At 60.2% G+C, this 12,576-nt stretch carries 11 protein-coding genes and 2 pseudogenes; 8 read left to right on the top strand and 5 right to left on the bottom strand.

Annotated features, from left to right (window positions below; all coding sequences use genetic code 11):
- Both FEF26_RS16435 and FEF26_RS14360 read right to left on the bottom strand, forming a co-directional pair.
- Positions 1-154 (bottom strand): annotated as a pseudogene (locus tag FEF26_RS16435) (IS1380 family transposase); the annotation flags it as partial.
- Positions 155-225: 71 nt separating this feature from the next.
- Positions 226-1,083, bottom strand: a pseudogene (locus FEF26_RS14360) (IS1380 family transposase); the annotation flags it as partial.
- A gap of 713 nt (positions 1,084-1,796) precedes the next feature.
- Here FEF26_RS14360 and FEF26_RS14355 point away from each other — a divergent pair.
- On the top strand, positions 1,797-2,576 hold the full coding sequence (locus FEF26_RS14355) for an ion transporter (protein WP_138254224.1): 780 nt from the start codon (positions 1,797-1,799) through the stop codon (positions 2,574-2,576).
- A gap of 39 nt (positions 2,577-2,615) precedes the next feature.
- On the opposite strand, the gene FEF26_RS14350 is transcribed toward FEF26_RS14355, so the two are convergent.
- Positions 2,616-4,115: a SulP family inorganic anion transporter gene (locus FEF26_RS14350; RefSeq protein ID WP_243730605.1), complete on the bottom strand. Its 1,500-nt coding sequence runs from the start codon at positions 4,113-4,115 to the stop codon at positions 2,616-2,618.
- A gap of 280 nt (positions 4,116-4,395) precedes the next feature.
- Between FEF26_RS14350 and FEF26_RS14345 the strand changes: the two genes are divergently transcribed.
- The 7 genes from FEF26_RS14345 (at position 4,396) to FEF26_RS14315 (ending at position 11,165) form a co-directional block, all read left to right on the top strand.
- On the top strand, positions 4,396-4,761 hold the full coding sequence (locus FEF26_RS14345) for a MerR family transcriptional regulator (RefSeq protein ID WP_138254227.1): 366 nt from the start codon (positions 4,396-4,398) through the stop codon (positions 4,759-4,761).
- Positions 4,762-4,854: 93 nt separating this feature from the next.
- Positions 4,855-6,477, top strand: coding sequence for a peptide chain release factor 3 (locus tag FEF26_RS14340; RefSeq protein WP_138254226.1), 1,623 nt, complete (start codon positions 4,855-4,857; stop codon positions 6,475-6,477).
- A gap of 61 nt (positions 6,478-6,538) precedes the next feature.
- Positions 6,539-7,492, top strand: coding sequence for an acyltransferase family protein (locus FEF26_RS14335; RefSeq protein WP_166433057.1), 954 nt, complete (start codon positions 6,539-6,541; stop codon positions 7,490-7,492).
- Positions 7,493-7,545: 53 nt separating this feature from the next.
- Positions 7,546-8,079 (top strand): DUF421 domain-containing protein, encoded by a 534-nt coding sequence (locus tag FEF26_RS14330; protein WP_138254221.1) that lies wholly within the window; start codon positions 7,546-7,548, stop codon positions 8,077-8,079.
- Positions 8,080-8,134: 55 nt separating this feature from the next.
- Positions 8,135-8,719: a rhodanese-like domain-containing protein gene (locus tag FEF26_RS14325; RefSeq protein ID WP_243730604.1), complete on the top strand. Its 585-nt coding sequence runs from the start codon at positions 8,135-8,137 to the stop codon at positions 8,717-8,719.
- 208 nt (positions 8,720-8,927) lie between these two features.
- Positions 8,928-9,206 carry a metal-sensitive transcriptional regulator gene (locus FEF26_RS14320; RefSeq protein ID WP_138254219.1) on the top strand — a complete coding sequence of 93 codons (279 nt, stop codon included), beginning with the start codon at positions 8,928-8,930 and terminating at the stop codon, positions 9,204-9,206.
- A gap of 42 nt (positions 9,207-9,248) precedes the next feature.
- The gene (locus tag FEF26_RS14315; RefSeq protein ID WP_138254218.1) at positions 9,249-11,165 is read left to right on the top strand and encodes a hypothetical protein; all 1,917 of its coding nucleotides are present in this window, start codon (positions 9,249-9,251) and stop codon (positions 11,163-11,165) included.
- Positions 11,166-11,753: 588 nt separating this feature from the next.
- Here FEF26_RS14315 and FEF26_RS14310 read toward each other — a convergent pair.
- Both FEF26_RS14310 and FEF26_RS14305 read right to left on the bottom strand, forming a co-directional pair.
- On the bottom strand, positions 11,754-11,978 hold the full coding sequence (locus FEF26_RS14310) for a helix-hairpin-helix domain-containing protein (protein ID WP_138254217.1): 225 nt from the start codon (positions 11,976-11,978) through the stop codon (positions 11,754-11,756).
- 10 nt (positions 11,979-11,988) lie between these two features.
- Positions 11,989-12,450, bottom strand: coding sequence for a VOC family protein (locus FEF26_RS14305; RefSeq protein ID WP_138254216.1), 462 nt, complete (start codon positions 12,448-12,450; stop codon positions 11,989-11,991).
- Between the last annotated feature and the right edge of the window lie 126 nt (positions 12,451-12,576).

Below are 12,576 nucleotides of genomic sequence, written 5' to 3'. Positions count from 1 at the left end.
GTACCCGACGCACGATGAGCCGACCAGTGACCTGCTGGTCTTCACTCTTCGATGAGAAGGCGGTGAACGGGACTTCAGCGACCTCGGCCTCAGAGACCCAGGTGCCGGTGGCCTCATCGAAGATCGCGTCCTTGTACTCGATCTTCTGCCACGCCTGGTCCTCAACGGTGGCGATGGTCTTCTTGATCTTCTGATCCAGGCGCACAGTGANGTGCCGGTGGCCTCATCGAAGATCGCGTCCTTGTACTCGATCTTCTGCCACGCCTGGTCCTCAACGGTGGCGATGGTCTTCTTGATCTTCTGATCCAGGCGCACAGTGACTGATAGATCCGCCCCTGCCCGCAGGGCCGCCGCGGCGATCTTCGCGCCGTAGTAGGCCGAATCAGCCCGCACCACCACCGGCGCACCCCGGCCGGGGACCCGCTTCAGGGTGCTGAGGGCATCAGCGAGGGTCTTATCGGCCCCGCGGGCGGAATGGGCTGCTCCTTTGCGTAGCTGTTGGCCGATGATCACCGGGGAGGATTCTGTGGTGGTGGCGGTGACCAGCAAGGCATTCAGCCCCCGGGTCTTGTTGTATCCGTAGCCTGCGCCCTGCTTCTTAGGTGAGAAGACTTCGATGACGGTGTCATCGATGTCGACAAACACCGCACCGGTCTTCTTGCCTTCGGCGGTGGTAGGAACCGGCAGCAGCGGCGTCTTCGCGCCCAAGGAAGCCAAGAAGGACGAGGAGACCGCCGCGAGCTGTTTGACGTGCCCATGGGTGTAGGCCCGCAGATGAGAGCCCAGCGTCGAGGGTGCATACACTTTCTCGAACAGCGATCCCATGCCGCCGTGGCGCAGCAGATCCACGTCATCAATCGAATCGGCCCCGGCGACCATGCCCGCGACCAGGCTGCTGATCTTCGCCTCAGGATTCGCGCCCTTATCAGCACCAGTGTTGCGCACTGTGATCTTCTCTTCAGCCAGCCCGGCCAGCCCAGTGGACTGAGCGAAGGCCATCACCGGCACAAGTCCGGCAACCGACACGAGATTCGGCTCATCAAACGTATAGGAGACCGCCGCCGGGGCGTGATTGAATAGCACCTGAGAGGTGCCCCTTTCTGAACGGGACAAAGTGACGTAGACACTCACTATTTTCCCAGCTCAGAGGGGCATTTCCTCTATCAACCCACCCTCATCAGCCTCTCCTCATCGGTGGATCGAGGTTTAGGAACCCCCCAAACCTTGTTGAGCCGCTGAATGGCCGCAAGTAGGACTTTGGTCAGCATTCGTTGTGTTTGGCACGCTCAGCGCGTGGTTTATCCCTCACGCCTTTATACCGGTAGGGCTTGGCTATACCGACGATCCGGTAGCCAACGTTGAGTCGGGCCCGTGGTTCCCTTGGACTCATCTCGTGTGCGGAGTAGCGCTCGTAGCGATCGCGGTGATTGCCTCCTGGAATAGGTACTGGCCCACAGTCTTTCTGCTGAGTCCAACGCTTCTGTGTGGCTGGAGTTTCACCGCTAGCGGAGAAGACATTACTGGACTGTGGCTGGTCGGCTTGATCGTCATGAGTTTCTTCACCGTTCTGGGGACGCTAGCCGTTGTGGGCGCAATGCGCTTGGTTTGGAGCCTGAGTGCACGGCGTAAGTCTGCGGTCGCTCGGGGCAAGAGGCTACCGCCACTTCCCGCCTAATAGCTCCAGGGTCCGGGGGCAGCTGTCTTGAGGCGACTTGAGAAGGACCTAAGAAGAGATAGGCGCGAGACCTTTGCCTGTCCCTTCTTGAAGAGCCGAACCTGGCGGCTAGCCTTGGGGAATGAATACGCGAGCCTCCGAGGAGGAAGACGAGAGCCAGAGTCAGGCTCAGGCAGCGAAGGCCTCTGCGGCAGCGAGAGAGCTTGCTGATACCGCGATGGGCCACAAATCCGAGGAACGCACTCGTGAGATCGAGGAGCGGTGGGAAACCTGGCTAGCCTGGCCGGTCATGATCGCGGCCCTCGTCTCAGTGCCAGCAGTTTTCCTGACTCTGCTGGATGAGCCGTTCGAGATGATCGGCCACATCGGGCTCTGGGCCACCAGCGTGGTGCTGGTTTTCGAAACTCTGGTGCTCTTCCTGGTCTCCCCGAAAAAGGTCGAATGGCTGCGTAAGAACTGGTGGCTGGTCGGGTTGACCATACTGGTGATCGTCGGCGTCGTCTTCAGTATTGGCCCGATGCAGATACTGAGGCTACTGCGCAGCGTGGGAGCCCTGCGAGTACTGCGCGCCAAGCAGGTGGCAAAAGCAGGGCATTCACTCCAAAAGACCGGAACCTCCAGGCTGTGGCAGCATCTCGGCACGCTCCTCGCCACCCTGGTGGTATCAGCGTTCGTCGTCGTCGCCCTAGCCGACCCAGAATCGCCCGTCCGGTCATTCTTGGATGATCTCGTCGGCGAGGAATGGGCGATAGCTACAGCAGTTGGGGCTGGGGTGCTGCTCTTTGCTGCGACATATCTCCTCGTGAGGCAGCCCCGCGATAAGGGGGAGGAATCCACGGGCCACAATGCCGCCGAGTCAGGTGATGATGACAGCGAACCCGACCACACCACCGCGCGCTGAGACGGCCAGTGAGTGGCGGGCACTGACGCGGGGCCGAAGTCAGTGGCCGCCACCGAGGTTTCCGCTAAGCCGGTCATGACGGGCAGAGCTTGCCGCGTCCATACCCGTGATCGTGACCTTCTTCCCCTTCGTCTCATATTTGTGGCGCACCGCGTCCAATGAGGCGATGGTTGAGGCATCCCACACGTGAGCTCTGGACATATCGATGACAATCTCTGTGGGGTCACCGGTGTAGTCAAACTGGTAGACCAGATCATTGGAGGAGGCGAAGAACAGCTCACCCTCCACACGGTAGACACGCTTATTGTCCTCATCGCTCGCGTCCAGCCGGGTCACTCGTGTGAAGTGAGCTACTCGGTGGGCGAAGAGCACCATGGCCACCAGAACCCCAACGCCGACGCCGTAGGCCAAGTTATGGGTCCAGACAGTCACCACCACAGTGGAGAGCATCACCGTGGTCTCAGACTTTGGCATCCGCCGCAGAGTGGAGGGGTGGATGCTGTGCCAGTCGAACGTGGCCCAGGAGACGAAGATCATCACGGCAACGAGCGCGGCCATAGGTATGATCGCGACAATATCGCCCAGGGCAACGACGAGAATCAGGAGGAAAATGCCTGCGAGGAACGTTGAGAGCCGGGTGCGAGCACCGGAGGCCTTGACGTTAATCATGGTCTGGCCGATCATCGCGCAGCCACCCATGCCGCCGAAGAATCCGGTGATGATGTTCGAGGCACCCTGTCCCCAGGTCTCGCGGGTCTTATTGGAGTGAGTGTCGGTGATGTCGTCGACGAGCTTTGCGGTCAGCAGCGATTCCAGGATGCCCACCAGCGCCATAGTCAGTGCGAAGGGGAAAATGATCCGCAACGTTTCCAAGGTCCACGGAACATCAGGAATCAGTAGCTCCGGCAGTGAGTCCGGAAGCTCACCCTCATCCCCGACTGTCGGAACTGCTATAGAGGCAGCGACCGTGATGATGGTCAGCAGCACAATGGATACCAGGGGAGCCGGTACAACCTTGGTGAGCCTTGGGAACAGGAAAATGATGGCCAATCCAAGCGCTGCCAGGGGGTAGACCGCGAATGGAACATCAGTGAGGTGGGTGATCTGGGAGGTGAAGATGAGGATCGCAAGCGCGTTGACGAAGCCCACCATCACTGAGCGGGGGATGAAGCGCATGAGCTTGGCCACTCCGATGAGCCCCAGAACGATCTGCAGAACGCCACCCAAGATCACAGTAGCGATGAGATAGTCCAGTCCATACTCGCGAACCACCGGTGCAATGACCAGTGCGATCGCACCAGTGGCAGCGGAGATCATGGCGGGCCGTCCACCAAGGAAAGCAATGGATACTGCCATGGTGAAGGAAGCGAATAGGCCCACGCGTGGATCCACGCCGGCGATAATGGAAAAGGCAATCGCTTCTGGGATCAGAGCCAGGGCGACGACGATCCCAGCCAGCGCCTCTACTCGGAGCCGTTTAGGAGACTTCAGCGCCGCCCAGATGGAATGCGAGCGGTCTACCTCAGCGGCACCTGTCACCGGTCGCGGTTGCGGCGCCGGGTGAGGCTTCGGGCTCTGTGACACAGACGTCTCCTTCAATGAGTGCGGCGCTTTTGCCGAAGAGAGGGGGTAGCCGTGAGTTGCGAATCCGCCCTCATGAAGAGCTAGTAGATACCGCAATCGACCTCGCAGAACTCTACCCTAACGTGAAGGTAGAGTATCAATCGAATTGAGGACAGAATGGATGGCTATGACTAACAACGGTGCCGACCTCGACGCGGAGGATAAGTCGGAAGGGGTTGCGAACACAACCGGCAAGATGCACATCGGGGCTGTGGCTGAGCAGACTGAGCTCTCTTTGCGAACGCTACGACACTACGACGAGGTGGGTCTTCTACGTCCTTCCGGACGCACTACTGGAGGGTTCCGCCTTTACACAGAGCAAGATGTCGAGCGCCTGTTCCTTATCCGACGAATGAAGCCGCTGGGATTCACATTGGATCAAATGGGTGAACTGCTGAGGCTGACCGAGTCCCTGGCGGAGTCACCTGACGTTGAGTCGCAGGCCCGTTTGGAAGAGTTTATCGTTGACGCTCAGGCTCGCCGTAAGAAGCTGGCTTACACTCTAGAGATCGCTGATGAGTTTATTGACCGGCTGCAGCAGCAGCACGACCAGTCGCGTTGAATCGCTCATTCGAAGTCCAGACCGGCAGTTCTGATGAGTTGTGGTAAGCATGATTCATAGCTATCTTCACGTGCGGGTACAGTCGTATCCGTGGTGAATACGAGTGACGACCAGGTGGCGGAGAAAGCGCGCGCACGGCGCAGCATTGCAGTGATCTCACACCCGGATGCGGGAAAATCAACCCTGACAGAGGCGCTGCTGCTGCACGCCAGCGCGATCGGTGAAGCTGGAGCAGTCCACGGCAAAGCCGGACGGCGCGGCACCGTGTCTGACTGGATGGATATGGAGCGTGCCAGAGGCATCTCCGTGAACTCCACCGTTATCCAATTCCCCTTCAACGATGCGGTGATCAACCTCGTCGACACGCCTGGTCACGCTGACTTCTCAGAGGACACGTTCCGAGTGCTGACCGCTGTGGATGCGGCGATCATGCTGGTCGACGCCTCCAAGGGCCTTGAGGCCCAGACGATGAAGCTCTTTGATGTCTGCCGGGAGCGCGGCCTGCCTGTGATCACAGTCATCAACAAATGGGACCGCCCGGGCAAAGAAGCACTGGCGCTGGTCGATGAAATAGCGGAGCGGACCGGACTGCGGTCCATGCCCAAGACCTGGCCCGTGGGCGAAGCCGGGTTCTTCCATGGTCTGCTCGACCCGCAGCACCACACGATGCAGCGCTTCCGGCGAACTCCCGGTGGCACCACAAAAGTGATTGCCGACGAGCTCAGCGATGAGCAGGCGGAGACCGAGTACCCGAAAGAGTGGGTGACAGCCAAAGAAGAGGCATCGCTGCTGGAAGGTGATGAGGGTTTTTACGACCGGGAAGCGTTTCTCGCTCAGGAGGCCACCCCCATGTTCTTCGGCTCAGCGGTGCAGAACATTGGCATCGAGGACCTTCTAGGGTTTATCGCCGATGAAGCTCCTTATCCGGGAGCGCGGAAGGACATCGAGGATCAGGCGCATCCCGTCGACGGAGACTTCTCCGCATACGTATTCAAGATCCAAACCGGTATGGACCGGGCCCACCGGGACCAGATTGCCTTCGCACGTGTCTGCTCAGGCGTCTTCGAACGAGGAATGGTGGCCACTCACGCCCAGACCGGCAAACCTTTCGCCACCAAATACGCTCAAAAGGCTTTCGGCCGCGAGCGCGAAACAGTGGATACCGCATGGCCAGGAGATGTGGTTGGTCTGGTCAACGCCTCCGCGCTGCGCCCAGGCGACACGCTCTACGAAGGTCAGAGCGCAGTGACCTACCCGCGGCTGCCGCACTTTGCGCCTGAGCACTTCAGAGAGGCTCGATGCGCCGACGCCGGGAAGCACAAACAGTTCCGTCGAGGCATCCACCAGTTGGGGGAGGAGGGCATCGTCCAGGTCCTACACTCAGAGCGCCGCGGAGCCCAGCACCCAGTCCTCGGTGCTGTTGGTCCGATGCAGTTCGACGTTGTCGTCGAACGCATGCGGGGTGAATTCAATGCACCGATCACGCTGGATATGCTCGATTACACCTTCGCCTGCCAAATTGACCATGCGGCGGGCGAAGCGCTGACCGGTCACCGTGACTGCGAAGTTGTCATGCGTGAGGATGGCAGCCTGCTGGGGCTCTTCCCCAACCCATGGAAACTGCGCAGCGTGAAGCGCCAATACCCTGACATCACACTTGAGCCGATGCGCGGTATCGCTGACCAGTTCCAACACTCGACTCTCACTCAGAGGTGACCGTGGCGAACTCAGGTCAGGGGGCAATCCTATGACCAGTGGCGCTTCCAGAATGCACTGGATGGATTTTCTCCGAGGCCTGGCTGTGCTCCTTGTCGTCGTGCTTCACGCGGCCCAGCACGGCGGGGCAACCGTGGAGTGGTGGGATGACGCGAACCGGTACCTCGCACCATTCCGCATGCCGCTGCTGATGTTCCTCTCCGGAGTTCTTCTCACCCACTCGCTGGCCAAACCGCTACCGCTCTACCTCTGGGGCAAGGTTGCCGCGATCGGCTGGCCTTTGGGGCTGTGGTTGGCGCTCTACGGTTTCCTGGTCCGCGGCGGTGTTGGTCTGCCGGACAACTTACGGGACTACCTAGCCACTGGTGACTATCTCTGGTTTCTGATGGCGCTGCTGGCGTGCTACTTCTTCGCTGCGCTCTTCAGGCCGCTCCTGACACGCCATCCCAAAGCCTGCGAATGGGCCTTCTTAGCTGTCTTCGGGCTGATGATTACCGCCTCAGTGCTCAGCGGCTCCATTCCCGGCCTGCTGGGCAATACGCTCTGGTACGGATCGTTCTTCTTTCTCGGCGCCTGGGCCCAACCGCGCATCACACGCTGGATCGCAGCGCCCTGGTGGTCTAGCGCGCTGCTGCTGACGGTCATTGTCGGAGTCTCGCTGTTCGGTATCAATGGTGCCAATGAGAGTCTGCGCACTCCAGCGTTGGCAGGGCTGGCAGTGCTCGGCATCGCCGTGGCCCTGTGGTTTGCACCTCGGATACCGCGTTGGCCAGCTGTGCGGGTGATCAGTTGGGCCGGGCGGAATTCAATTGTGGTCTACGTGGCCCACTTTCCAGTGATCATGCTGTTGCGCGACAGGGTGCTCACTCATGCTCAGTTGCCTGATGGAGGATACGTGGTGGTCATTACACTGCTGTCCCTAGTGCTGACAATGCTGATCGTGTGGCTCCGCCCCTGGACTTCATGGCTCTATGTCATGCCCCGAAGTCAACGCGTGGCGGCGCGCCTGAGCTAGGTGGGCTGCCGTGTTGTCTGGACATCGCAGACGAGACCTGACATGGTCCACCAATGGATATTTCACAGTACTGGGACGGTTGGGAACCCATCGTCCACACCCTGGTGACACTCATCGCCGGCTATTTGACCCTACTAGTGCTACTGCGCATCTCCGGGGCGCGCACTATGGCCTCGATGACCCCGCTGGACCTCATCATCGCGGTCACGATCGGTTCGGCCTTCGGCCGCACAGTCACTGCCGTGGATGTACCCGTGGCCCAGACCATCTTCGCTTTGGTGCTGTTGGTCCTGCTGCAGTGGATTCTGGCGTGGGTCCGAGGGCGATCACCACGAATTCGCCGGCTTGTCGATTCCCCACCGGTCCTTATCTACTACCAAGGCAATTTCCAACGCAAAGCAATGCGCAAACACCAGCTCGTCGAAGATGATGTCCACACCGCAGTGAGATCTTCTAGCAAGGGCACATTGAAAGACGTCTCAGCGGTCATCCTGGAGCAAAACGGAACACTCGAGGTGATCGGCGACGACGCGCTAGGTGATTCCTCCAGCATCCTGCCTTACACCGGCGAGGCCGAACCGGCCTAGCCTCTTCAGCGACCGACTTCCCTGAGGCCCTCCGCCATGAAAGGTTCACATGTCTATGACCATCACTCAGTACACTGCTGAAGACCTGCGCGCTCTCGGAAACGGTATCGAGCAGCTCACCCTGCTCGATGTGCGCACCTCAGCCGAGTTCGAGGCAGCCTATATTGCGGGTTCACACAATCTTCCCCTCGACCAGCTTCAGAAAGACCCCAGCGCAGTTGCGGCTCTCCTTCCGGAAGACGTGATCCTGGTGTGCCAATCAGGTGCGCGTGCCGGCCAGGCAGCGCAGGCACTCGCCGAAGCCGGTGCGCCGCATATCAGCGTCCTTAATGGGGGCATCATCGCCTACCAGAAGTGCGGTGGCAACGTCCTTGGCGGCCAACAGCGCTGGGCCATGGAACGTCAGGTCAGAATGGTCGCAGGAACCCTGGTGCTAGGAGGCCTTGTGGCAGCGCGATTCGTGCACCCGAAAATGGCCTATCTGTCAGCAGGAGTGGGAGGTGGACTGATGTTCGCTGCCGCCTCCAATACCTGCGCAATGGCCAGTGCTTTGAGCAGAATGCCATGGAACAAGGCAAAGGCTGATCCCACTCTTGAGGCCTTCTTCCGCAATGGTCCTGTCGCAATGCCGACTGACTGACTGCCGGTTATGCACAGCACCGTGATCCTCACAGTGGGACTGGCCGTGTTGATCGGCGTCTCACTCGGAGTCCTGGGTGGCGGCGGGGTGCCATGGTCTTGGCGCTCGAGCTCCTCTGATTTCTGTCACTGAGCGCTTCTCCGGTCAGACGTGTCATCATGAAGCGCGACTCAAACCACTCGTCCCAGCACAAGGAGAATCACCAACGATGCGTAGCGCCGACCCGGAGACACAGCGCAAAATCCTCAATCGACTCAAGCGAGCACGGGGTCAGCTGGACTCGGTGATCGATGCCATGGAGAACCAAGCCTCATGCCGCGAGGTCGTCACCCAACTCGCCGCGGTCTCCACGGCCCTGGACAGGGCGGGGTTCGTCATGGTTTCAGGCGCTATGAAGTACTGCCTGATCGATCCGGAAACCGCAGCCGAAGAAGAAGACGGCCTCACCATTGAGGAACTCGAAAAGCTCTTCCTCTCCCTCTCCTGAATCTGCCGCGGGCACTTCCGCAGGTCAGTAGACTCAGAGATCATGGGCATTCGTGAGTTGAGAATTCACGGGGTGGGAGGGTCTCCCGGTGCCGCCATGCTCGGTGTGGCACATGAGGACGCAGTGGTGATCCAGCAGGGTCGGCGGACCCAGGTCATTGCCCGCGCGCAGGACCGGCGCGTCGAAGGCTACGACTGGGGTCGGCTGACCACCGACTCTCCGCTCCAGCCACTGTGGGTGCTCCTGCTTCCCTTCACACTCGTCAACGTCGCGGGATGGGCGCATGACAGCTTCTCAGGCAGCCGCCTCCGCCTACGGGCGACCCGCCTCGGAGTGCATCTCTCGGCTGGCCTGCTGACTGTGAGCTACACGCTCTGGGCAGCGATCCTCGGCGTCGACTACTTGGGCTACCAGGCAATCGGCAGGCTCGGGGAGGGCGCAAAAGTCCTCGGCGTCGTACTCGGCTTCCTGGTGGCGGCCACAGTTCCCGCGCTGCTGATGATCATCGCCAACGTCACCCGTCGACGCTACGAACAAGTGGAATCCGGGCACGGGGTGGGCACCCGTGACGGTCAAGCTCGGTGGGCTCCGGAAGAAGATCTCAGCAGTGACCAGTTCTTCGCCCACGACCGCAGCCTCCAGAAGCTCCTCATCCTGCACGGTTCTCTCACCGTTTTGACGTTTGCCGCGGTGGCTGTGGTCGTCTCCACCCGATGGGGCGAACCGAATCTGGGTCTGGGGCGGGTTTTCCTGATGGTCGGGTTTCTGCAGGTTGTGGTGATCGCTGCCGTGGCCATTACGTGTTGGAATCCCTCCGGCAGGTTTCCCGGACAGAGCGGACCACGGGCACTGCCTGCCGCAGCAGTCACCCTCGCAGTGGCGCTGAGCAACGGGGTGTGCGCCGGCTTCGCCCTGCTGGTCGCACAACTCACAGGACTGCCCTGGGACCGATGGGGTCAAGAGCTGGCTCTGATCGAATCGTTCGTCATCACAGTGGTGCTGTGGGCAGCCGGCTTGGCAGTTTGGGCAGTACGACGCCGCGGCCGCGCCAATGCTGATGAGTTACCTCCTCGCACCTCCCCTGAGGGACAAGAACCCGACGGGGTGACCGAGCAGCTCCGCGCTGAGGTGGCCCGCCAAAGGTCACGCGCCCAGGCAGCTCACCAGGCCCCTCAGCTGGTGAGTATTTTCGCCGGGCTGTTTCTTCTCTCAGCCGTGGTCTCTCTGGTGATGCGCATCGATATAGGAGGACCCGTGCTGGAGTGGATTCAGCCACCTCAACGGGGTGTGCTGTCCTTAGTCGCCACGGTCCTGCTGCCAGGGATCGCCCTGGCAGCGATCCTCGTGGTGTGGCAGTCGAGCATAAACCTTACGCTGCGGCGCATCGTCGCCACATTATGGGATGTGCTGACCTTCTGGCCCCGGCGGTATCACCCATTTGCCGTCCGCCCCTTCACCGAACGCGCGGTGCCGGAGTTCCAGGGGCTGATCACAGATCGCGTACGCAGAGACGGCGGTCTGATTGTCTCCGCCCATTCTCAGGGGTCGGTTCTCGCTACGGCAGCGCTGGCCCCCATGAGAGCTGCCATGCTGCAACGGTGTGCGCTATTGACCTACGGGTCGCCCATCACCACTCTGTACGGCCAAGCCTTCCCCGCCTACTTTGGTCAACACCAGGTGCAGGAACTAGGCACCCAGCTGGTGGCCGGCTCCGGAGGGTGGACCAACCTGTATCGCCTCACCGATGCCATTGGTGGACCCATTTTTGGGGATGGCACATCAGAAGTGGATGTGGAGGTCCCTGACCCGGCGGGGACGGCGTCGTCGAGCTTTCCCCTGGATCCCAAAGATCCTGAGCCGCTGCGGCCAGTGTGGTCTGATGTGGCCGGCCATCAGGACTACCAGCATGAGATCGCCTACAAGTGCGCAGTTCGCAAGTACCGGCAAAGTGGCTTCTAGCGCTTCTGCTCAAGCGCTGGGCCAGAGAGCCAGTGGCGTACTTGTCTAGGCGATCTCAGCTCGATGAAGGTTCCGTGTGGGAACTCTTCTGACAGTGACGGTTCTCGTTCGCGCCATGTGCTGTGCGTTTTCGCTTCCCATCGAAGAATGTGGTTTTCATCGGTGAGGACTTTCCATATTGGTGGCTCTAGGCACCCCTCGTATGCTTCTTCTCGTGTGCGCCAGCGTTGAAGCGTTCGGCGGAACAGCCGCTGCCAGGCGATGGGTCGGGGGAAATTCAGCCATATGAAAGTATCCGCGCGATCTCCGAGGGTATTTTTGAAGCCTTTGCTCCAGTACTGCCATTCGGTGATCCACTGGTCTGTGGCTGCCAGCGCTGTGGCCTCGTCGCGAAAACCCGGACGCTCTGTCCAGCCGGGCCCCCAATGAATCTCATCCAAATTGGTATAGGGGAGCCCCCACAGTTCGCTGAGGGTTTTTCCGAGAGTCGACTTTCCCACTCCAGTCACTCCGAGAAGGAGCACACGGTGTGGAGTATGGGGAAGCGGATCGCGATAAGTGAGCACTGAGAAACCCTACCGGTAGGGTTTAGCCCATGTCTTCGCGGAAGGTGAGGCCCTTCTCCTTCATCGCCTCTTTCATGATGCGGATGGCTTTTGGCCCCACGCCGTGGATGGCCAGCAGTTCCTTTTCGGTACGTTCGCTCGCCTTCTGCAGAGAATCAACTCCTGCGCTTTGGAGTTCGCGCGGTGCCGTCTTTCCCATTGAGTTGGGCAGGTCGCCGACGGGTCGAACATCTGGAGTGTTGCTCATGATCTTCCTTTCAGTCTAAGCAGAATTCATTGCCCTCGGGATCAGTCATCACGATGAACCCCATACTCATCGGAGGAGCGGGTTCATAACGCTCAAGTCGATGCGCTCCAAGAGCCCGGAGGCGGTCACATTCTGTCTCGAGCGCGCGCATACGCTCCTCTCCGCGGAGGCCCGGTGCCGTACGAATATCAAGGTGTATACGGTTCTTGGCGGCCTTGCCCTCTGGTACATGCTGGAAGTAGAGGCGAGGCCCGTCTCCCTGCGGGTCCTCCAGAGCTGAGGCGCTGTTGTGCTGATCCTGCGGAACGCCGGACTCTGTCAGGAATTTATCCCACGCCTCCAGCCCATCTTGGCCCGGAGGCAAGACAACTCCTGGAGGCGCAGGGTGCAGGTATCCCAAGACCTCCGCCCAGAATACTGATAGACCGCGGGGGTCGAGGGCATCGAAAGTAATCTGGATGTTCGTGCTCATCGGGGCGTCACCTGCTGAAGAATTTCCATGCACCTAGTGGTGTGTCTCCAAAATAGGTAATTGCTTTGGTGTTAACCTTGGGTATGGCTAATAATCCTGCTGCGCCTTTGGAGATGACCCAGGCCC

The sequence above is a fragment of the Nesterenkonia salmonea genome, assembly GCF_005771525.1.
Classification (GTDB): Bacteria; Actinomycetota; Actinomycetes; order Actinomycetales; family Micrococcaceae; genus Nesterenkonia; species Nesterenkonia salmonea.
Note: the sequence above shows the minus strand (reverse complement) of the source record. Positions and strands in the feature narration are given on the sequence as shown.

Coding starts and splice junctions, on each gene's coding strand:
- FEF26_RS14355 (WP_138254224.1), top strand. CDS start 1,797: ATGAATACGCGAGCCTCCGAGGAGGAAGACGAGAGCCAGAGTCAGGCT.
- FEF26_RS14345 (WP_138254227.1), top strand. CDS start 4,396: ATGCACATCGGGGCTGTGGCTGAGCAGACTGAGCTCTCTTTGCGAACG.
- FEF26_RS14335 (WP_166433057.1), top strand. CDS start 6,539: ATGGATTTTCTCCGAGGCCTGGCTGTGCTCCTTGTCGTCGTGCTTCAC.
- FEF26_RS14330 (WP_138254221.1), top strand. CDS start 7,546: ATGGATATTTCACAGTACTGGGACGGTTGGGAACCCATCGTCCACACC.
- FEF26_RS14325 (WP_243730604.1), top strand. CDS start 8,135: ATGACCATCACTCAGTACACTGCTGAAGACCTGCGCGCTCTCGGAAAC.
- FEF26_RS14320 (WP_138254219.1), top strand. CDS start 8,928: ATGCGTAGCGCCGACCCGGAGACACAGCGCAAAATCCTCAATCGACTC.
- FEF26_RS14315 (WP_138254218.1), top strand. CDS start 9,249: ATGGGCATTCGTGAGTTGAGAATTCACGGGGTGGGAGGGTCTCCCGGT.
- FEF26_RS14310 (WP_138254217.1), bottom strand. CDS start 11,978: ATGAGCAACACTCCAGATGTTCGACCCGTCGGCGACCTGCCCAACTCA.
- FEF26_RS14305 (WP_138254216.1), bottom strand. CDS start 12,450: ATGAGCACGAACATCCAGATTACTTTCGATGCCCTCGACCCCCGCGGT.